The 20,463-nt window shown below is 70.6% G+C and carries 15 protein-coding genes; 7 read left to right on the top strand and 8 right to left on the bottom strand.

The annotated features are described in order from the left end of the window. The first annotated feature begins 4 nt into the window (after positions 1–4). Complete coding sequence (locus ACTJKO_RS11255) at positions 5–2,491, top strand: DNA gyrase/topoisomerase IV subunit A (RefSeq protein ID WP_440688673.1); 2,487 nt, start codon at positions 5–7, stop codon at positions 2,489–2,491. 263 nt (positions 2,492–2,754) lie between these two features. On the opposite strand, the gene ACTJKO_RS11250 is transcribed toward ACTJKO_RS11255, so the two are convergent. Continuing rightward, positions 2,755–4,872 (bottom strand): DNA gyrase/topoisomerase IV subunit B, encoded by a 2,118-nt coding sequence (locus ACTJKO_RS11250; protein WP_440688671.1) that lies wholly within the window; start codon positions 4,870–4,872, stop codon positions 2,755–2,757. A 169-nt stretch (positions 4,873–5,041) separates the two neighbouring features. On the opposite strand from ACTJKO_RS11250, the gene ACTJKO_RS11245 reads away from it, so the two are divergent. Further along, positions 5,042–5,266: a DUF7455 domain-containing protein gene (locus ACTJKO_RS11245; RefSeq protein ID WP_440688669.1), complete on the top strand. Its 225-nt coding sequence runs from the start codon at positions 5,042–5,044 to the stop codon at positions 5,264–5,266. A gap of 65 nt (positions 5,267–5,331) precedes the next feature. On the opposite strand, the gene ACTJKO_RS11240 is transcribed toward ACTJKO_RS11245, so the two are convergent. The 5 genes from ACTJKO_RS11240 to ACTJKO_RS11220 all read right to left on the bottom strand — a co-directional run bounded on the left by ACTJKO_RS11240 (position 5,332) and on the right by ACTJKO_RS11220 (position 11,245). Beyond that, positions 5,332–6,105, bottom strand: a complete 774-nt coding sequence (locus ACTJKO_RS11240; protein WP_440688667.1) for a type 1 glutamine amidotransferase — start codon at positions 6,103–6,105, stop codon at positions 5,332–5,334. Next, entirely contained in the window at positions 6,102–7,361 is a 1,260-nt protein-coding gene (locus ACTJKO_RS11235; RefSeq protein WP_440688665.1) for a MurT ligase domain-containing protein, read from the bottom strand. The genes ACTJKO_RS11240 and ACTJKO_RS11235 overlap by 4 nt, the downstream gene beginning before the upstream one ends. A gap of 4 nt (positions 7,362–7,365) precedes the next feature. After that, on the bottom strand, positions 7,366–8,658 hold the full coding sequence (locus tag ACTJKO_RS11230) for an RNA polymerase sigma factor (protein WP_440688663.1): 1,293 nt from the start codon (positions 8,656–8,658) through the stop codon (positions 7,366–7,368). A 192-nt stretch (positions 8,659–8,850) separates the two neighbouring features. Beyond that, positions 8,851–10,176: an MFS transporter gene (locus ACTJKO_RS11225; protein ID WP_440688661.1), complete on the bottom strand. Its 1,326-nt coding sequence runs from the start codon at positions 10,174–10,176 to the stop codon at positions 8,851–8,853. 136 nt (positions 10,177–10,312) lie between these two features. Beyond that, the gene (locus tag ACTJKO_RS11220; protein ID WP_440688659.1) at positions 10,313–11,245 is read right to left on the bottom strand and encodes a proteasome assembly chaperone family protein; all 933 of its coding nucleotides are present in this window, start codon (positions 11,243–11,245) and stop codon (positions 10,313–10,315) included. A gap of 75 nt (positions 11,246–11,320) precedes the next feature. On the opposite strand from ACTJKO_RS11220, the gene ACTJKO_RS11215 reads away from it, so the two are divergent. The 3 genes from ACTJKO_RS11215 (at position 11,321) to sucB (ending at position 15,876) form a co-directional block, all read left to right on the top strand. Further along, positions 11,321–12,802 (top strand): leucyl aminopeptidase, encoded by a 1,482-nt coding sequence (locus tag ACTJKO_RS11215; protein ID WP_440688657.1) that lies wholly within the window; start codon positions 11,321–11,323, stop codon positions 12,800–12,802. Positions 12,803–12,956: 154 nt separating this feature from the next. Further along, positions 12,957–14,330, top strand: a complete 1,374-nt coding sequence (lpdA, locus tag ACTJKO_RS11210) for a dihydrolipoyl dehydrogenase (protein WP_440688655.1) — start codon at positions 12,957–12,959, stop codon at positions 14,328–14,330. Positions 14,331–14,379: 49 nt separating this feature from the next. Beyond that, positions 14,380–15,876 (top strand): 2-oxoglutarate dehydrogenase, E2 component, dihydrolipoamide succinyltransferase, encoded by a 1,497-nt coding sequence (gene sucB, locus ACTJKO_RS11205; RefSeq protein WP_440688653.1) that lies wholly within the window; start codon positions 14,380–14,382, stop codon positions 15,874–15,876. 119 nt (positions 15,877–15,995) lie between these two features. On the opposite strand, the gene ACTJKO_RS11200 is transcribed toward sucB, so the two are convergent. Beyond that, positions 15,996–16,910, bottom strand: a complete 915-nt coding sequence (locus ACTJKO_RS11200) for a hypothetical protein (protein WP_440688651.1) — start codon at positions 16,908–16,910, stop codon at positions 15,996–15,998. Positions 16,911–17,036: 126 nt separating this feature from the next. Between ACTJKO_RS11200 and ACTJKO_RS11195 the strand changes: the two genes are divergently transcribed. Next, positions 17,037–17,765 (top strand): DUF4191 family protein, encoded by a 729-nt coding sequence (locus ACTJKO_RS11195; protein ID WP_440688649.1) that lies wholly within the window; start codon positions 17,037–17,039, stop codon positions 17,763–17,765. Between the two features lie 281 nt (positions 17,766–18,046). Here ACTJKO_RS11195 and ACTJKO_RS11190 read toward each other — a convergent pair whose 3' ends face one another. Beyond that, positions 18,047–18,493: an RDD family protein gene (locus ACTJKO_RS11190; RefSeq protein WP_440688647.1), complete on the bottom strand. Its 447-nt coding sequence runs from the start codon at positions 18,491–18,493 to the stop codon at positions 18,047–18,049. 141 nt (positions 18,494–18,634) lie between these two features. Between ACTJKO_RS11190 and glnA the strand changes: the two genes are divergently transcribed. Continuing rightward, entirely contained in the window at positions 18,635–20,059 is a 1,425-nt protein-coding gene (glnA, locus tag ACTJKO_RS11185; protein WP_111225920.1) for a type I glutamate--ammonia ligase, read from the top strand. The last annotated feature ends 404 nt before the right edge of the window (positions 20,060–20,463 follow it).

Below are 20,463 nucleotides of genomic sequence, written 5' to 3'. Positions count from 1 at the left end.
TGCCATGGCACGCACGGAAGCAGTCGGCCTGCCCGACGGTGAACGCATCGAGGACGTCGACGTCTCCGAGGAGATGCAGGGCTCCTTCCTCGAGTACGCGTACTCCGTCATCTACTCCCGGGCGCTCCCCGACGCACGCGACGGCCTCAAGCCCGTGCAGCGACGCATCCTCTACCAGATGTCCGAGATGGGCCTGCGGCCCGACCGCGGCCACGTGAAGAGCGCCCGCGTCACCGGCGAGGTGATGGGCAAGCTGCACCCGCACGGCGACGGCGCGATCTACGACGCCCTCGTGCGCATGGCGCAGCCGTTCACCATGCGGGTGCCGCTCATCGACGGGCACGGCAACTTCGGGTCCCTCGACGACGGTCCCGCGGCGGCCCGGTACACCGAGGCGCGCCTGGCCGAGCCCTCGATGGCGATGACCGAGGGCCTCGGCGAAGACGTCGTCGACTTCGTCCCGAACTACGACAACCAGATCATGCAGCCGGGCGTGCTGCCTGCGGCGTTCCCGAACCTGCTGGTCAACGGCGCGTCGGGCATCGCCGTCGGCATGGCGACGAACATGGCGCCGCACAACCTCGGCGAGGTGGTCGAGGCGGCGAAGCACCTGCTGCTCCACCCCGACGCCACGCTCGACGAGCTCATGGAGTTCGTGCCCGGGCCGGACCTCCCCGGCGGTGGCACGATCGTCGGGCTCTCCGGCGTGCGTGACGCCTACGCCAGCGGGCGGGGCTCGTTCCGGACCCGCGCGAAGGTCTCCGTCGAGAACCTCACCCCGCGCAAGGTCGGCCTCGTCGTCACCGAGCTGCCCTACCTGGTCGGCCCGGAACGCGTGATCGAGAAGATCAAGGACGGCGTCCAGTCGAAGAAGCTCGCGGGCATCTCCGACGTGAAGGACCTCACCGACCGCAACCACGGGCTCCGGCTCGTGATCGAGATCAAGAGCGGCTTCAACCCCACGGCCGTGCTCGAGCAGCTCTACAAGCACACGCCGCTCGAGGACGGCTTCGGCATCAACAACGTCGCCCTCGTCGGCGGGTCACCGCGCACCCTCGGCTTGCGCGAGCTGCTCGACGTGTACGTGCAGCACCGGCTCGACGTGGTCACCCGGCGGTCCTCGTACCGGTTGGCCCGCCGGAAGGAACGCCTCCACCTGGTCGAGGGTCTCCTCATCGCGATCCTCGACATCGACGAGGTCATCGAGGTCATCCGCTCCTCGGACGACTCCGAGGCGGCCCGGACCCGACTGCGGGACGTCTTCGACCTCTCCGAGGTGCAGGCCGAGTACATCCTCGAACTGCGCCTCCGACGGCTCACGAAGTTCTCGCGCCTCGAACTCGAGGGCGAGCGGGACCAGCTCCTCGCCGACATCGCCGCGCTCGAAGAGCTGCTGGCGTCCGACGAGCGGCTCCGTGCGCAGGTCGCGCTGGAGCTCACCGAGGTGTCCGACAAGTTCGCGACGCCGCGACGCACGCTCCTGACCGAGGCGGACGCCCCCGTGCGCGGTGGTCGGAAGGCCGCGGTCGACCCGGAGTCGCTCCAGATCGCCGACGCGCCGTGCCGCGTGCTGCTCTCCACCACCGGCCGACTCGTCCGCGTCGACATCCCGACCTCGGAACTCGGCATCGTGCGGGTCCCGAAGCGGTCCAAGCACGACGCCGTCCGCTCCGAGGTCGTCAGCTCCGTCCGTGGCCAGGTCGGCGCGCTGACCTCGACCGGGCGCGTTCTCCGCCTCTCCCCCGTCGACGTGCCCGCCGTGCCGCCGGCAGCTGTCCGGCTCGACGCCGGCGTCCGCGTCACCGACTTCCTCGGCATCGCCCGCGGTGAATCGGTGGTGGCACTCGTCGACCTCTCCGGCGCGTCGTCCGACTCCCTCGCCATCGGCACCGCGCAGGGTGTCGTCAAGCGAGTGGTCCCCGGAACCTGGCCGGACAAGCCCGAGTTCGTCGCGATCGGCCTGAAGCCCGGCGACACCGTCGTCGGTGCCGCACAGGCGCCGGAGACGGACGACCTCGTGTTCATCACCTCGAACGCGCAGCTACTGCGGTTCCCCGCGTCCGGCGTGCGGCCGCAGGGACTCCCCGCCGGTGGTGTCGCCGGGGTCGCCCTCGCCGCGGGGGCCTCGGTGATCTGGTTCGGGTCCGTCGCCCGTTCGGACGACGCCGTGGTCGCCACCGTCTCGACGTCGTCCTCGGCGCTGCCGGGCACCGACACCGGGCGGGCCAAGGTGTCGGCGCTGTCGGAGTTCCCGGCGAAGGGTCGTGCGACGCAGGGCGTCCGGGCGCACGCGTTCCTCAAGGGTGAGGACGGGCTCACCGTGGCGTGGGCGGGCATCGCTCCTCCGCATGCCGTCGGGACGGACGGCGCTGCTCGGACCCTGCCGGACTGGCTGTCGAAGCGCGATGGGTCGGGGGCGCCGCTCGAGGCGGTCATCGGCTCGATCGGCGGGAGCGCCGCGGCGCTCGACGGCACCGCCGGCGACGCGTAGGGCGCGCGGCGGCTGCGGCGCGCCGGCGGCGCGGCTGCGGTGCAGATTTCGCGCTGAGCGACAGTTCGCGGGCTCCGCAGCCCGTGAACTGCCGCTCAGCGCGAAACTCGGTGCGGCCAGCCCGAGACTCGCCGCGCCCGCCCCGAGACTCGCCGCGCCCCGCGCGAGACTCGGGGCCGCCCGCGCGAGACTCGCCGCGGCCGCCGCGAGACTCGGGGCCGCCCGCGCGAGACTCGCGGCGACAGCGCGAGCGCCGGCAGCGCCTACGCGTCGATGCGGTCGCGGTCGAGCCCCTCGCCGGCGAGGATGAACTCCTTGCGCGGCGCGACGTCGTTGCCCATGAGCAGCTCGAACACCTTCGCAGCGCTCTCGGCATCGGTGATGTTCACCCGCCGCAGCGTGCGGTGCGTGCGGTCCATCGTGGTCTCTGCCAGCTGGTCCGCGTCCATCTCGCCGAGCCCCTTGTACCGCTGGATCGGCTCCTGGTACTTCTTGCCCTGCTTCTCGAGCTTCTTCAGGACCGCCTGCAGTTCCTGCTCCGAGTAGGTGTAGAGCGTGTCGTTCGCCTTGCCGCGGTTCACCACGACGACCCGGTGCAGCGGCGGCACCGCGGCGAACACCCGACCCTGTTCGATCATGGGCCGCATGTACCGGAAGAACAGGGTCAGCAGGAGGGTCCGGATGTGGGCGCCGTCGACGTCGGCGTCGGACATGATGATGACCTTGCCGTAGCGGGCCTGGTCGATCTCGAACGTGCGGCCCGATCCGGCGCCGATGACCTGGATGATCGACGCGCACTCGGCGTTCGAGAGCATGTCGGACACGGACGCCTTCTGCACGTTGAGGATCTTGCCCCGGATCGGCAGGAGCGCCTGGTACTCGCTGTTGCGCGCGAGCTTGGCGGTGCCGAGCGCGGAGTCGCCCTCGACGATGAACAGCTCGGTCCCCTCGGTGTCCTGCGACCGGCAGTCGGCGAGCTTCGTCGGCAGCGAGGAGTTCTCGAGCGCGTTCTTCCGGCGCTGGGTCTCCTTGTGCGCCCGGGCGGAGATGCGGGTCTTCATCTCGGCGACGACCTTCTCGAGCAGGGTCGCTGCCTGGGCCTTCTCGGTGCGCTGCGTCGAGGTGAGGATCTCGGTGAGCCGCTTCGACACCACCTGGTCGACGATCTTGCGGACCGCCGGGGTGCCGAGGACCTCCTTCGTCTGCCCTTCGAACTGCGGCTCGGGCAGGCGGACGGTCAGCACCGCGGTGAGCCCGGCGAGCACGTCGTCCTTCTCGAGCTTGTCCTGCCCGACCTTGAGCTTGCGGGCGTTCGCCTCGACCTGCGCGCGGACCGCCTTGACCACGCCGGACTCGAACCCCGCCTGGTGCGTGCCGCCCTTCGGCGTCGCGATGATGTTGACGAAGCTGCGGAACACGGTCTCGTAGCCGCTGCCCCAGCGGAGCGCGAGGTCCACCTCGCACGAGCGCTCGACCGACGTGGACACCATGTGCCCCTTGTCGTCGAGCATCGGGACGGTCTCGGTGAACGTGCCGGTGCCCTGGATGCGCCAGACGTCGGTGACGGCGGAGTCGACGGCGAGGTGCTCGACGAACTCGGCGATGCCGCCCTCGTACCGGAAGCGCTCGACGACGGGACCGGCTTCGACGGTGGTGCCGGTCGCCTCGGCGCGGGCGGCGACGGCCTCGATCGACGCCGGGCGTTCGTCCGTGATGGTGATGCCGAGCCCCGGAACCAGGAAGGCGGTCTGGCGTGCACGGCTGATGAGGTCGGTCGTGCTGAACTTCGCGTCGGCGGTGAAGATCTGCCGGTCCGCCCAGTACCGGATGCGCGAGCCCGTCACGCCCTTCTTCACCTTGCCGACGACGCGGAGCTCGCTGCCGGAGGTGAACGGCGAGAACGGGGCATCGGGACCGTCGCCGGAGAACGTGCCGGGCTCGCCGCGGCGGAACGACATGGCGTAGGTCTTGCCGCCACGGTCGACCTCGACGTCGAGGCGCTCCGACAGCGCGTTCACGACCGACGCACCGACGCCGTGCAGCCCACCGGATGCCGCGTACGACCCGGAGCCGAACTTGCCACCCGCGTGCAGCTTCGTGAACACGACCTCGACCCCGGTCAGACCCGTCTTCGGTTCGACGTCCACCGGGATACCGCGCGCGGAGTCGCGGACCTCGACCGAGCCGTCCTCGTGCAGCACGACACCGATCTCGTCGCCGTAGCCCGCCAGGGCTTCGTCGACCGCGTTGTCGATGATCTCCCACAGGCAGTGCATGAGGCCGCGGGAATCGGTCGAACCGATGTACATGCCCGGACGCTTGCGGACCGCCTCGAGCCCTTCGAGGACGGAGAGATGGCGTGCAGAGTAGTCGGAGCTCACCGTCCGATGCTAGCGACGCCCACCGACACCACCCGCGCGGACACTCGGACTGGGGACGACCGATCCGCGCTGAGCGAAATGGCCCCCCTGCAATGCACGCTTCACAGGCAGCACGTGTTGAAATAGGTGGACCAACCCGCACCACCTGCGATCCGTGAGGAGCACAGCAATGACCCAGACCGTGCAGGACCTCTCCATCGACGAACTCGGCAGCAACCAGCTCACTGCTGCTGACCGCTGTGACAGCTGCGGCGCGCAGGCGTACATCCGGGCCACCATGGCCAGCGGCGAGCTCCTCTTCTGCGCCCACCACGGCGCAGAGTTCAAGGACAAGCTCGCGGCGACCGCCATCGAGTGGCACGACGAGAGCAGCCGACTCTACGAGTCGAAGTAGTCGCGACCGACAGCAGACGGGAGGCGCGGTNTGGCACCGCGCCTCCCGTCGTTCGTGTGGCCGCTTCAAGCGATCCGCTTGAACGCCTTGTCGACGTAGCGGTCCACCGTCGCGCGCGCTTCCCGCGCGTACTGGTCGATCGTCGCGGTCCGCTGCGGATCCGGCGCGTACGCGCGCCCGAGCCGTGCGGTGGCAGCGGCGAGCACACCGTCGGTGAGCTGGGGGTTGAGCGGCAGGATCGGCCCCTGGGTGTGGGTGCCGAACGAGTTGCCGACGATCGCGCCCTCGACGGGAGCGCCGGCCTGGTTGCCGCCGCCGGAGACCACGTCGGCGAACGGCTCGACGCCGGCGCCGAGTTCGATCCGGGTGGCGTGGTCCTCGAAGCCCCCGAGGCGCGTCCGCGCTCCCGGGAGCAGCGGGTACCGGGTGTCGAGCACGAAGTAGTTCACCCGGCGCTCGGCACCGCGGACGGCACGTGCGTCGAACACCCCGAAGCCAGCGACGGCCGGACCGTCCGTGGGGACGACCTCGTTCGTGGCGAGGTCGAACCCGCCGCCGACGGCAACGACCGGCACCCCGGCGGCGGCGAACTCGCGGAGCGGCGCACCGATCCGGGCGACGTCGTCACCCAGCGAGCGCATCGCGCTGAGCGGCCCGTTCCCCACGACCACGACGTCCGCGGCGGTCGGGAGCGCGTCGCCGGGCGCGTACTCGAGCACCTCGGTCTCGATGTCCGCCGCAGCAGCACGGCGGACGAGCGCCGCGACGTTGCCACGGTCTCCCGAGACACCCATCTGCCGGGGGTAGACGTGCAGGATGGTCAGCCGGTCGGCCGTCATGCGGTCTTCTCCATGTCGGGGTGGCCGAGTGCCTTGCGGGCGATCATCATGATCTCGTAGTTGACGATGAAGTTCTTCGTCCCGCTGCTCGTGCTGCCGAGCTGCTCCATGTGCTTGATCGCGGCCTCGACGTCGGGCTCGACGCGGCCGATGCGGACACCGGCGTGCTCCAGGGCGATCGCGATCTGCCACGCCTTGTCACCCGAGACGACGTCCACGTGGTCGAGCTTCGAGAAGTCGATGTCGTAGATCCAGGAGATGTCCGGCGTGCCCTCGTCGATCGCCATGAGGACCTGTTCGGGGTGGTCCGGCAGGGCGTCGAGGTTGAGCTGGAGGCTCGCGGCGTTCTTGAACATCGTGAACTCGGCGGACTCGCCGGCGATCGGCAGTCGCTCACCGCGCCCGTACGCCGGCTTCATCGTGCCGAACGCCTTCGTCACGGCGTCCGCGCGGAACTGCGGTCCGAGCGCCGCGCTGGCGGTTGCGGTGGCTGCGGCGGCGTCGACCGCGTAGTGGAGCCCGCGGGCCGGCAGCCGCACGGGGATCTCGGCACCGTCGAAGCGGATCGTCGCTCCGTCGCCCGTGTGCGCGATGACCTCGGCGTCCGCCGTGGTCCGCTCGCGCTCGGCACGGGTGAAGTCGTCGGCGTTCTGCAGGCCGTTCGGCGCCGCGGCGATGACCTCGTCGCTCGCACCGAAACGGAGCACGCGCTGCCCGTCGACGGCCGTGTAGGCGTCGAGGAACTGGTCGTCGTGGTTCGTGATGACGTTCGCGCTGGAGAGCGCCGCCGTGTCGAGCATCATCGTGGCGACGCGCTCGGTCTCGAAGAACCGGTAGAGCTGGTCGACCTGCACGTTGAGCATCGTCACCGTCGACGGCGACAGGATCCCGGCGAGCTCGACCGCGAAGGCCTCGTCCACCTCGAGGATGCCGATGTCCGCCTTGAGCCGCCCCGTCAACGACACCTCGGACAGGAGCGCCGACGCGATGCCCTGCGGCAGGTTCGCGCCCGAGGGGTTCGTGAACACGCGGAGCCCGTGCGCCCGGACGATGTCCGAGATCATGTGCGTCGTCGTCGACTTGCCGTTCGAGCCGAGCACGAACACGACGCCGTTCGGGAACTGCTTCGTCACGTGCTGGAGGAAGTCCGGCACCAGCTTGAGGACGATGTACCCGGGGTAGGCGGACCCCCCGCCCCGCGCACGTGCGAGGGCGCGGAGGATCCGCCCGATGAGGATCGGGATGAAGAACCGCATCGGCCTACTCGAGGTAGTCGCGCAGCGACTGCGACCGCGACGGGTGGCGGAGCTTCGCCATCGTCTTCGACTCGATCTGACGGATGCGCTCACGCGTCACGCCGAACGTGTCACCGATCTGGTCGAGGGTCTTCGGCTGACCGTCACCGAGACCGAACCGCATGCGGATCACGCCCGCCTCGCGCTCGGACAGCGAGTCGAGCAGGCTCTCGAGCTGCTTCTGCAGCATCGTGAACCCGACCGCGTCGGCCGGCACGACGGCTTCGGTGTCCTCGATGAGGTCGCCGAACTCCGAGTCGCCGTCCTCACCGAGCGGGGTGTGGAGGGAGATCGGCTCGCGGCCGTACTTCTGCACCTCGACGACCTTCTCCGGCGTCATGTCGAGCTCGCGGGCGAGCTCTTCCGGAGTGGGTTCGCGCCCGAGGTCCTGCAGCATCTGCCGCTGCACACGGGCGAGCTTGTTGATGACCTCGACCATGTGGACCGGGATGCGGATGGTCCGCGCCTGGTCGGCCATGGCACGGGTGATGGCCTGACGGATCCACCACGTGGCGTAGGTCGAGAACTTGAAGCCCTTGGTGTAGTCGAACTTCTCGACCGCGCGGATGAGACCGAGGTTGCCTTCCTGGATGAGGTCCAGGAACTGCATGCCGCGGCCCGTGTAGCGCTTCGCGAGCGAGACGACCAGACGGAGGTTCGCACCGAGCAGGTGCGACTTCGCACGCTGCCCGTCACGAGCGACCCAGCGGAGCTCGCGCTCCTCCGGCTTCGACAGACCGGTCGAGTGCTGCAGCTTGTCCTCGGCGAACAGGCCGGCCTCGATGCGCATCGCGAGCTCGACCTCCTGCTCGGCGTTGAGGAGCGCGACCTTGCCGATCTGCTTGAGGTAGTCCTTCACGGGGTCGGCCGTGGCGCCCGTGATGGTGGTCGAGTAGACCGGGGCCTCGTCGTCGTCCGACTGCGAGATGACCAGCGCACCCGCGGCGACGGCGGCCGCTGCGTCCGGCTTGGCGTCCTTCTCGTCCGCCTCGCCCTCGGCGTCGTCGTCGGCGTCGCTGGCCGAGTCGACGTCGGCCTCGGCGACCGGGGTCTCCTCGTCGAGCTCCTCGTCGTCGTCGTCGTCGGCCTGCTTCTTCGCCTTCGAGGCGGCCTTCTTCGGAGCCGCCTTCTTGGCGGTGGTCTTGGTGGCGCGCTTCTTCGGCGCTGCCGTCCCCTCGGTCTCCGCGGCGGCGTCCACCGCGGTGCCCTCGGGCTCGGTGTCTTTCGTGGGATCGATCGTCGTGCTCCGGGCAGCCATGCGATCACCTCTCTCGTCGTGCCACGTTCGTGGGGTCGTGGCCTCCCTCGCCGCCCAGGGCCCGTGCCGCGTCCGTGCGCGTCATCAGGTCCTACCGTTCCGGGCAGCACTAGGACCCATGTCAAGTCCCCCGGGTTCTGCGGCGCACTGGAGTGCTCCGAGACACAGGAGGCCCGAACGGGTCCGACCTCATTATTGCACGCTCCGCTTCCGCAGTCGTGCAACGAGTGCAACCCAGAGGGGGCCCACCCGTATTCCGTCCTGCGCGTGGAGCACTCGGCGCGTCCGACGGCGGGCGTGCAGCAGCATCACGACGCCGATGCCGACCACGACGTACTGCACGGTGAGGGCCAGCCGGAAGTTCGCCCATGCGAAGACGGTCTGGCCGGTCGCCCGCGACGCAGCGTCCAGCACGGTTCCGATGAGGAACATCATCACGAACGCCGCCAGGAAGCCGCCGACGTTCACCACGCCGTTCGCCGAACCGAGGGACCCCACGGGGTTGAACGACCGCGCGAAGTCGAACCCGATGAGGGACCCCGGGCCGCCGATCCCCATCACGACCACGAGCAGGACGAGCAGCCAGGTCGGCGGGTGCCCCGGCCAGAGCAGCACCGCGGTCCACACCACGGCGAGGGCGAACACGATGCCGAGCACGAGGTTCGACCGGCGCAGCGGGAACCGGGCGCAGAGCACACCGAGCACCGGCCCGACCACGAAGCCCGTGACGACGATGACGGTGAGGAAACCCGCGGCCTCGGACGGCGAGTACCCGAGCCCGCGCAGCATCGGGACACCCCAGAGCAGCGAGAACACCGTGCCGGAGGACTGCGTCACGTAGTGCGACCAGAAGCCCAGCTGCGTGCCCGGTCGGCGCAGCGCGTGCCCGAAGGTGTGGAACGCTCCGCGCCAGCTGTGCGGCAGCGGGAGCGGGATGGTGTCGGTCCGCACGGGCACCGGACCGTTCCGCACGAAGACGACCGCGAGCACGAAACCCACCGCACTGGCTGCCGCGGCGACGCCGAACGCCGGCGACCAGCCCGCGGTGTGCAGCAGGACGGCGAACGGGAACGCCGACAGGATCTGCCCGATCTGCCCGAGGTTGCCCGTCCACTGCGAGATCTGCGGCAGGATCCGTCCGCTGAACCACATCGGCACCAGGCGGATCACCGAGATGAAGGTCATCGCGTCACCGGCGCCGACGAGCACCCGACCCGCGATCGCCGGCCCGATCGTCGGCGAGACCGCCACGACGGCCTGCCCGACGACGAGCAGCGCGGCGCCGAGGAGGACGAGTCGACGGGGTCCGACGCGGTCGAGGGCGATGCCGACCGGGATCTGCAACCCCGCGTAGACGGCGATCTGGACCACGGCGAGCGTCGAGAGCACGGCTGCGGACACCGCGAACCGGTCCTGCGCGTCGACCCCGGCGACCCCGAGGGACGACCGCTGCACGACCGCGAGGACGTACGCGAGCACCGCGACGCCCCACACGAGGAAGGCGCGGCGGGAGTTCACGCGACCAGGCTAGCGGGGGCGGCCCCGCCGCCAGGACCGCCTGTGGAGAACGTGACGGGCCCCGGATGTCGGGTCGCGCCTCCAGTCCGGACCACGGGTCGGGAGGCGCGGCTCGACCCCACGACGTCGGTGCGGCTCAGTCGCCGCCCGCGTCGCCGTCCGTCCGACGATCCGCCAGGAAGCGCTCGAGCTCGGCTGCGATCGCATCGGCGGTGGGCACCTGCCCGTCCACGCCGGTGAGCGGAGAGGCGATGGGGTTCCCCTCCATGTAGGTGTCGTGCCGTTCCTCCAGCACGGCGACGAGCCGCTGCAGTTCCTGGTTGCCGGCGACCTGCTCGTCGACACGCGTCCGGAACTCGCGTCCCTCCTCGCGGAGCTCGTCCGTCGGGAAGATCAGCCCGGTGGCGGCCGAGATGCCGGACAGGGCGGCGACGGCCGCGTCCGGGAACTCCGTGTCGGAGAGGTAGTGCGGGACGAGCAGCACGAGCCCCGTGACCTGCTGACCGAGCTGGGTCAGACGGTGCTCCACGAGGTGCAGCACGTTCGCCGGCGCCTGCGTCTCGGGCTTCCAGACGCTCATCTGCTCGACGAGGTCCGCGCGCGTCCCGGAGACCGTGAGGCTGATCGGACGGGTGTGCGGGACCGGCATCGGGATCGACTGCACCCACGTGGTGTCGACGACGCCGAGGTCGGCGGCGAGGTCGGTGACCGCCCGGACGAACCGGTTCCACTGGAAGTCCGGCTCGTACCCGGAGAGGAACAGGAACGGTTGGCCGATCTCGTCACGCACGAGGTGCAGCGCGAGCCTCGGCGGCTCGACGGCCGCGATGTGGTCGTGCTCGAAGGTGATCACGGGACGACGGGCACGCCAGTCGAGCAGCACGTCGGGGTCGAACTCCGCGACGAGTTCCGTCTCGAGCTCGCCCAGGACCGCGGTCGTCACCTGGGCCACGGCCGATCCGGCGTCGGCGAATCCGGTGAGGCCGGCGACCAGGTGCAGCCCCGCGGGCACGGTCGGCGCGTCCTCGGCGAAGGTGTAGAGCTCCTCGGGGTGGTTCACCGTCCCCATGCTAGGCGGGCCGCCCGTGCCGTCCGCGCGCGCGGCCCACGCCGTCAGCGAACACCTGCTGGATAGGGTGGTCGCATGGTCCGACCGACGCTCTCCACCACCACTTCCAGCCCCGACACCGTCACCGCCGACGTCCTCGTCGTCGGGGTCCGCCCCGGCAGCGACGGGGGCCCGGCGACGATCGCCTCCAGCGCGGCGGGGACCGTGGAGGCCCTCGCCGACCTCGACCTCGCCTCGATCGGGGCGACCGGTGTGAAGGACCAGCTCGTCCGGCTGCCCGGCACCGGGGTCGCAGCGACCGGCATCGCGCTGATCGGACTCGGCAGCGGCACCGACGCGGCGACGATCCGATCGGCCGCGGGCAGCGCCGTGCGACAGCTGCCCACCGCCGCGTCGATCGCCCTCGCGCTGCCGACCGACTCCGCGGAGCTGGTGGACGCCGCACTCGAGGGCGCGGCGCTCGGCGCCTACTCGTTCACCCGGCACAAGGGCACCGGCACCACCGGACCGGCCCGCGGCGACCAGGCGGTCACCGTCGTCGCCGCCGAGGGCGTCGCGGCCGACGCGACCGTCCGCCCGGCGATCGTGGCGGACGCCGCCACGCTGGTCCGCGACCTCGTGAACACCGCGGCCGGCGACCTCGGCCCGGCCGACGTCGCCGCGGTCGCGACCTCCATCGCCCAGGACCTCCCCCTCACCGTCGAGGTGCTCGACGAGACCGCGCTCGAGGAGCAGGGCTTCGGCGGCATCCTCGGCGTCGGACGCGGTTCCGAGCGTCCGCCGCGTCTCGTCGTGGTGCGCTACGAGCCGGCCGGCGCGGCGAAGCACCTCGCCCTCGTGGGCAAGGGCATCACGTTCGACTCCGGCGGACTCTCGCTCAAGCCCGCCGGAGCGATGCTCGGGATGAAGACGGACATGACCGGCGCCGCGACCGTGCTGGCCGCCACCGTCGCCGCCGCACGCCTGGGGCTCGACACGAAGGTCACCGCCTGGTTGTGCCTCGCCGAGAACATGCCGTCCGGGTCCGCCACGCGCCCCGGCGACGTCCTCACGCTCAAGAACGGCAAGACCGTCGAGGTGACGAACACCGACGCCGAGGGCCGCCTCGTCCTCGGCGACGGGATGGCCGCCGCCTCGCTCGAGCAACCCGACGCGATCGTCGACGTCGCCACCCTGACCGGCGCGCAGGTCGTCGCGCTCGGCGACCGGACGACCGGCCTCATGGGCAGCGACGACCTCGTCGCCCAGGTGCGCGCCGTCGCAGAGGCCGTCGCGGAGCCGATCTGGCCGATGCCGCTCCCCGAGGAGCTCGACGCGCGGCTGGCCTCCGAGATCGCCGACATGGTGAACGCGACGGTCGGCAACCCGGCGGGCGGCATGCTGCTGGCCGGGAAGTTCCTCGAGCGCTTCGTCGGCGAGGGCATCCCGTGGGCGCACCTCGACATCGCGGGCCCGTCCGAGAACAAGGGCGGCGGCTACGGATGGCTCGGCAAGGGCGCGACCGGGGTCATGGTCCGGACGCTCATCGCGCTCGCAGAAGAGCTCCAGGCCAAGTAGTAGGTTTGACACCGGCGGGAGCGTGCGCACGTCGTGCTCCCGCCGGAAACCAACGGGACGGGGCCGGAACCATGCGGTCCGACCGTCGGACGCCGCCGCCGCGGTGTCCAGAGGGGTCCGACCGGCCCCGACACGCACGAGGGAGTTGCACCAGGTGACGGAACAGACTTACGACGTCGTGGTCCTCGGTGGCGGCAGTGGTGGCTACGCCGCTGCGCTCCGGGCCGCCGAGCTCGGGATGAGCGTCGCGCTCATCGAGGGAGACAAGCTCGGAGGGACGTGTCTGCACCGCGGCTGCATCCCGACCAAGGCGCTGCTGCACGCGGCGGAGATCGCCGACGGCACCCGTGACGCCGAGAAGTACGGTGTCGTCGCCGAGTTCGCCGGTGTCGAGGTGCCCAAGGTCATCGAGTACCAGCAGGGCGTCATCAACTCGAAGTACAAGGGCCTCCAGGGCCTGATCAAGGCCCGCGGCATCACCGTCGTCGAGGGCTGGGGTCGACTCACCTCGCAGAACACCGTGCAGGTCGGCGACCAGACCGTGACGGGCAAGAACATCGTCCTCGCGACCGGCTCCTACTCGAAGTCGCTGCCCGGCCTCGAGATCGGTGGTCGTGTGATCACCTCCGAGACCGCCCTCCGCATGGACTACGTGCCGAACAAGGTCGTCATCCTCGGTGGTGGCGTCATCGGCGTCGAGTTCGCCAGCGTGTGGAAGTCCTTCGGCGCAGAGGTCACGATCGTCGAGGCGCTCCCCCACCTCGTGCCCGCCGAGGACGAGTCGATGTCGAAGCAGCTCGAGCGTGCCTTCCGCAAGCGCGGCATCGAGTTCTCGCTCGGTGTCCGCTTCCAGGGCGTCGAGCAGCACGAGAACGGCGTCGTCGTGACGCTCGAGGACGGCAAGACCTTCGACGGCGACATCCTGCTCGTCGCGGTCGGCCGTGGCCCGGTCACGCAGAACGTCGGCTTCGACGAGGTCGGCGTCGCGATGGACCGCGGGTTCGTCACGACGAACGAGCGCCTCGCCACGAACCTCCCGAACGTGTACGCCGTCGGCGACATCGTCCCCGGCCTGCAGCTCGCGCACCGCGGCTTCCAGCAGGGCATCTTCGTCGCCGAGGAGATCGCCGGGCTCAACCCGGTGGTCATCGAGGACAAGAACATCCCGAAGATCACGTACTCCGACCCCGAGGTCGCGTCCGTCGGTCTCTCGCAGGCCAAGGCCGAGGCCGAGTACGGTGCCGACAAGATCGACTCGTACGAGTACAACCTCGCCGGCAACGGCCGCAGCCACATCATCGGTACGTCCGGTTCCATCAAGGTCGTCCGCGTCGTCGACGGCCCCGTCGTCGGGGTCAGCATGATCGGCGCCCGGGTGGGCGAGCTCATCGGTGAAGCGCAGCTCGCCGTGAACTGGGAGGCCTACCCCGAGGACATCGCCCCGCTCATCCACGCGCACCCGACGCAGAACGAGGCCCTCGGCGAGGCGTTCCTGCACCTCGCAGGCAAGCCGCTGCACGCCCTGTGAACACCATGACCACCACCACGAACCACCCCCGCGAAGAGGAGTCCACCCGATGAGCGAATCCGTCAACCTCCCGGCGCTCGGCGAGAGCGTCACCGAGGGCACGGTGACCCGATGGCTGAAGAACGTCGGTGACCGGGTCGAGGTCGACGAGCCGCTGCTCGAGGTCTCGACCGACAAGGTCGACACCGAGATCCCGTCGCCGATCGCCGGTGTCGTGGAGGAGATCCTCGTGCAGGAGGACGAGACCGTCGAGGTCGGCACCCCCCTCGTGAAGATCGGCGACGGCTCCGGATCGGGCTCGTCCGACGGTGGCTCCTCGGACTCGTCCGAGTCCTCGAACGAGGCAGCTGCCGAGGCAGAAGAGCCGGAGGCCGCGCCGAGCACCGAGCAGGAGTCCGAGACGCCTGCACCGCAGCCGACCGAGCCCGAGCCCGCCCCGGCCGGACAGACGCAGCCCGCCGCGCCCCAGGCCCCGTCCGCGCCGCCCGCCGCCGCGCCGGTCCCCCAGGCCGCTCCGGTCCCGCCGCCCGCCGCGGCACCGCCGGCAGCCGTGCCGGCGCCGGCCGCTCCGGCAGCCGCTCCCGCCGCCTCCGCCCCGTCGGCCGCCGTGCCGAACCCGACGCAGGACGCCTCGGCCTCCGGCTACGTCACGCCGCTCGTGCGCAAGCTCGCGAACGAGCAGGGCGTCGACCTGTCGACCGTCACCGGTTCCGGTGTCGGTGGGCGCATCCGCAAGGAGGACGTGCTCGCCGCAGCCGCAAAGGCCCCGGCCGCCGGTGGTTCGGCTCCCGCCGCCACGCAGTCCGGCCCGTTCGTCGCCGAGGTCTCCCCGCTCCGCGGCACCCGCGAGAAGATGACCCGTCTCCGCAAGGTCGTCGCCGAGCGTGCCGTGCAGTCGATGACCTCGACCGCGCAGCTCACCAGTGTCGTCGAGGTCGACGTGACGAAGGTCGCGCAGTTCCGTGACGCGCACAAGGCGGAGTTCCTCGAGAAGACCGGCTCGAAGCTCTCCTTCATGCCGTTCTTCGCCCTCGCGGCGTCCGAGGCGCTGAAGGCCCACCCGAAGATCAACTCGACCGTCGAGGGCGACGAGATCGTCTACCCGGAGACCGAGAACGTCTCCATCGCGGTGGACACCGAGCGTGGCTTGCTCACCCCGGTGATCAAGGACGCAGCCTCCCTCACGCTGGCGCAGTTCTCGCAGTCGATCGCGGACCTCGCCGAGCGCACCCGCAACAACCAGCTCAAGCCCGACGAGCTCGCGGGCGGCACGTTCACGCTGACCAACACCGGTTCGCGCGGCGCGCTGTTCGACACCCCCGTCGTGTTCCTGCCGCAGTCGGCAATCCTCGGCACGGGCATCGTGACGAAGCGCCCGGCGGTCGTGAAGGTCGACGGGCAGGAGGCGATCGCGATCCGTTCGTTCGTCTACCTCGCGCTGTCGTACGACCACCGCATCATCGACGGTGCCGATGCCTCGCGCTACCTCGTCGCGGTGAAGAACCGCCTCGAGGAGGGCAACTTCGGCCCGAACCTGGGGTACTGAGCACCACTCCCGTCCGACGCGAACGGCCCTGGTCCCTCGGGATCGGGGCCGTTCCCGTTCCGGCGCTACTCGATGCGCCCCGCCCTCACTGCGGTCGGCACTGCGGCCGGCACCCCGCCTCAGCCCAGCGCGAAGACGGCGGCCGCGACGACCCCGACGGCCACCACGAGCCCGACCAGCGCCTGCCGCACGGGCAGCCGCCGGTCACCACCGAGCGGGACACCACGCACGACGACCGTCCGGACGAGGGCGACGAGGCCCTGATCCTCTGCACGGGCGACCGGCGGAGCAACGCCGAAGAGGAGCGCCGACGCGGGCGGCTCCCACCGGACCGGCCTCGGTGCGGCGTGCGCGCGGACGAGCGACAGCAGCGTGCGGACCGTGTCTGCGTCGCCGTCGAGGGCATCGGCCAGGGCGGCGTCGATCGTCGAACGGCCCGGGTCACGCCCGTCCGTGCGCTCCCACACGACACGTGTGGCCAGGAGCAGGACGCGGTCACCGGGCTCGTCCGAGCGCCGGTGGCCGGTCGTCGCGTGGCCGGGCGTCGCGTGGGCGGACGGAGGCGCGGACGCGGACGTGTCCGTCCCATGTGCGCCCGTGCCTCGTGCCCTCGACCCGCCGCCGTCCCGCGCACCGTCTGCATCCGTGACCGGCGCCTTCCGGCCGGGCGGGCGATCACAGAGCACGATCGCGCCAGCGTCGTCGACGATCACGTCGTCGAGGCCCGCTCTCCCGATCTGCACGGCACCGCACCGCGCGGCGACGGCGAGTTCGAGCAGCGGCACGCTGAGGGTCACCGCGACACCCGCGGTGAGCGCACCGATGACGTCGAGCGCCGCGGTGAGGGGCGTGCCGGTCGGCCGGAGCACGTCGACCGCGAGGCGCCCGTCGGCGAGTCGACCGACGTCGGCGATCGGCGCGAGGTGCCGGCCCGTCGGCGTCGTCCCGAGGGACGCGCGATCGGCGATCCACGCGAGGAACGGTTGCTCGTCCTCCGGGGCACACCAGCGGTCGAGGTCGGCGGTCGTCTCCATGCCGGACAGCCTCGCGCCGGAGGTTCCCGGGCGCAGGTTGCGCCTCCGATCTGTGGAGGACGCTGTTCGCCCACAGCCAGATCGGCGCCGGTCTCGACATGTCGGCGCAGGCCGTATCCTGGGTGCATGGCACGCAGCACTTCACAAGGTACGGCGGCGAAGGAGCCGGGTCGTCTCAAGCAGATGTACCAGGTCTTCACGATGACCCGTCGGGCGGACCCGAGCTCCGTCTGGTGGTTCGCCCTGGCGTTCGTGGTCCCCGTGGTGCTCGGTGTCCTCCTCGCGCTGCTCCTGCCCGGGCAGAACTGGCTCGCAATCATCCTCTGGATCGTCGCCGGCGTGCTGCTCGGTGTGCTGCTGTTCCTCATCGTCCTCGGTCGCCTCGCCGAGCGTGCCGCGTACTCGCAGATCGAAGGCCAGCCCGGCGCTGTCGGTGCCGTGCTCTCGAACTCGCTCCGCCGTCAGTGGCGTTCGAGTGAGATGCCCGTCGCCGTGCACGGTCGCTCCCAGGCGGCCGTCTACCGCGCCGTCGGCACCCCGGGTGTCGTCCTCATCACCGAGGGGCAGCGCGGCAACCTCAACCGCCAGGTCGACGAGGAGCGCCGAAAGGTCCAGCGCATCGTGCCGAACGTCCCCGTGCACGTCGTGCACGTCGGCACCGGCAAGGACAGCGACGGCGACGATGCCGTGACGCTGCACAAGCTGCCCCGCGCCATGAACAAGTTCAAGAAGGCGCTCAACCGCAACGAGGTCCTCGCGGTGGCGAACCGTCTCGACTCACTCACGCAGAGCCCGACGGCCGCCATCCCGAAGGGCATGGATCCGATGCGTGCCCGCGCGGGCCGTCCCCGCTGAGCGACTCGACCCCCGCGCGGCGAACGCCGCACGCAGGACGCCCCCGACCGTGCCAGGTCGGGGGCGTCCTGCGTTGTGCTGGCGGCCGGCGGGCCGAGGGCCGGGACTTCACGCGCGCAGCGACACTTCACGCGCAGGGGCGCCCGTGACGTGTCGGCCAGCCCGTGAAGTCGCGCAACGCTCCGTGCGGGCCAGCGCCCGGCGACCGGTGACGCGCGCCGACGCCCGAACCGCGCAACAGCCCGCGCGACCCGCGCAACCCCGCGAGCCGCGCCACCACCTCAGCGCCGGACGAGCACCGTCCCGGCGATCCGGTCGTGCGCCCCACGGCTGTCGCGGTCGATGATCAGCGCGGGCACGACCAGGCAGAGCAACAGCGTCCGGACCACGGGACGCCACACCCCCACGTAGCCACCACGCATCGGTACCACGCGGAGCCCGACGCAGATGTGCCCGAAGGACCCGGACAGCAGGCAGATGAACAGGATCTGCAGGGCGGCGAAGATGGCGATCTGGATCCATGAGTGGGCGATGTCGCCCGACCCGTGCACCGGCGACCACACGCCCGTGACGTAGGCCACCAGGTCGGCCAGGGCACCGTCGATGAGCAGCGCGACGATCCGCCGACCGATGCGGCCGACGCTCCGGGGGCCTTCCTCCGGCAGTCCGAGGTCCTTGCCGGGCCAACCGTCAGGGTGGGCGGCGGACGGTGCGGACGAAGGAGCCATGGTCCCAGCGTAGGCGACCGCATCGACGTAACACGCACGAAACAAAGCAGTCACGTCCGGGAAACTCGGTGTCAATAGCCTCGTCGGAGGGTGCCGAAAGGTCCCTGCCGACATCACCCAACCCCCAGGAGATCGACACACATGTTCAGCGATTCCTCCGAGGTGCTCGCCTTCATCAAGGACACGGACGTCAAGTTCCTCGACATCCGCTTCACGGACCTGCCCGGCGTCCAGCAGCACTTCAACATCCCGGCGTCGACGGTCGACGAGGACTTCTTCTCGGTCGGACAGCTCTTCGACGGTTCGTCGATCCGCGGCTTCGCGTCGATCCACGAGTCGGACATGCAGCTCATCCCGGACGTGACGACGGCCTACATCGACCAGTTCCGCGCCGAGCGCACGCTGATCATGATCTTCGACATCTACAACCCGCGGAACGGTGAGATCTACGGCCGCGACCCGCGCCAGGTCGCCAAGAAGGCGGAGAAGTACCTCGCCTCGACCGGCATCGCCGACACCGCGTTCTTCGCCCCCGAGGCCGAGTTCTACATCTTCGACGACGTCCGCTACTCGGTGACGCAGAACAAGTCCTTCTACTCGGTCGACTCCGAGGAAGGCGCGTGGAACACCGGCCGCGAGGAAGAGGGCGGCAACCTCGCCAACAAGACCCCCTACAAGGGCGGCTACTTCCCGGTGTCCCCGGTCGACAAGACCGCTGACCTCCGCGACGACATCACCCTGAAGCTGATCGAGGCGGGCTTCGAGCTCGAGCGCTCGCACCACGAGGTGGGCACCGGCGGCCAGCAGGAGATCAACTACAAGTTCGACACGATGGTCCACGCCGCGGACGACATCCTCAAGTTCAAGTACATCGTCAAGAACACCGCCGACCAGTGGGGCAAGGTCGCGACCTTCATGCCGAAGCCGCTCTTCGGCGACAACGGCTCGGGCATGCACACGCACCAGTCGCTCTGGAGCGACGGCAAGCCGCTCTTCTACGACGAGAACGGCTACGGCGGCCTGTCGGACGTCGCCCGCTGGTACATCGGCGGCATCCTCAAGCACGCCCCGGCGCTGCTCGCCTTCACGAACCCCTCGATCAACTCGTACCACCGCCTGGTGAAGGGCTTCGAGGCTCCGGTCAACCTGGTCTACTCGGCCGGCAACCGTTCGGCGGCGATCCGCATCCCGATCACGGGCACGAACCCGAAGGCCAAGCGCATCGAGTTCCGCGCGCCGGACGCTTCGGGCAACCCGTACCTCGCCTTCGCGGCGCAGCTGATGGCGGGCCTCGACGGCATCCAGAACCGCATCGAGCCGCACGAGCCGGTCGACAAGGACCTCTACGAGCTCCCGCCTGAGGAGGCCAAGGGCATCCCCCAGGTCCCGGGCTCGCTCGACGAGGCGCTCGAGGCGCTCGAGGCGGACCACGAGTTCCTCACGAAGGGCAACGTCTTCACCGAGGACCTCATCCAGACCTGGATCGACTACAAGCGCGAGAACGAGATCCTCCCGCTGGCCCAGCGCCCGCACCCGTTCGAGTACGAGCTCTACTTCGGCGTCTGATCCTCGCTGAGCAGAAGGGCCCCGCACCATTCCGGTGCGGGGCCCTTCCGCGTCCGGCGCTTCGTCCGCGAGCACGAGGGTGGCCGCCTGGAGGCGCGGTGCCGGCCCGCCGGACGCACGCCGCGCCTCCAGGCGGTCACGTGCCCTCCACGCGCCGCCAGCCCCGTGACCTGTCGCTGAGCCCGCGAACTCGCCGGGGGGCGGCGCGAGACTCGCGCTGCGCGACACCACTCGGGCTCCGAGCCACGAGATCAGTCGCCCAGCCCGAGACTCGGCCAGCGCCCGCCACCCGGTGACGGCCTGGAGGCGCGGTGCCGGACCGCCGGGCACGCGCCGCGCCTCCAGGCGGTCAGGCGCCGCCACTTCACGGGCTGGCCGACACATCACGGGCCGACAGCCCGTGA

It is taken from the genome of Curtobacterium sp. 22159 (assembly GCF_052045775.1).
In the GTDB taxonomy this organism is placed as follows: domain Bacteria; phylum Actinomycetota; class Actinomycetes; order Actinomycetales; family Microbacteriaceae; genus Curtobacterium.
The sequence above is the reverse complement of the archived record's forward strand: the minus strand, read 5'-3'. Positions and strand labels throughout refer to the sequence as shown.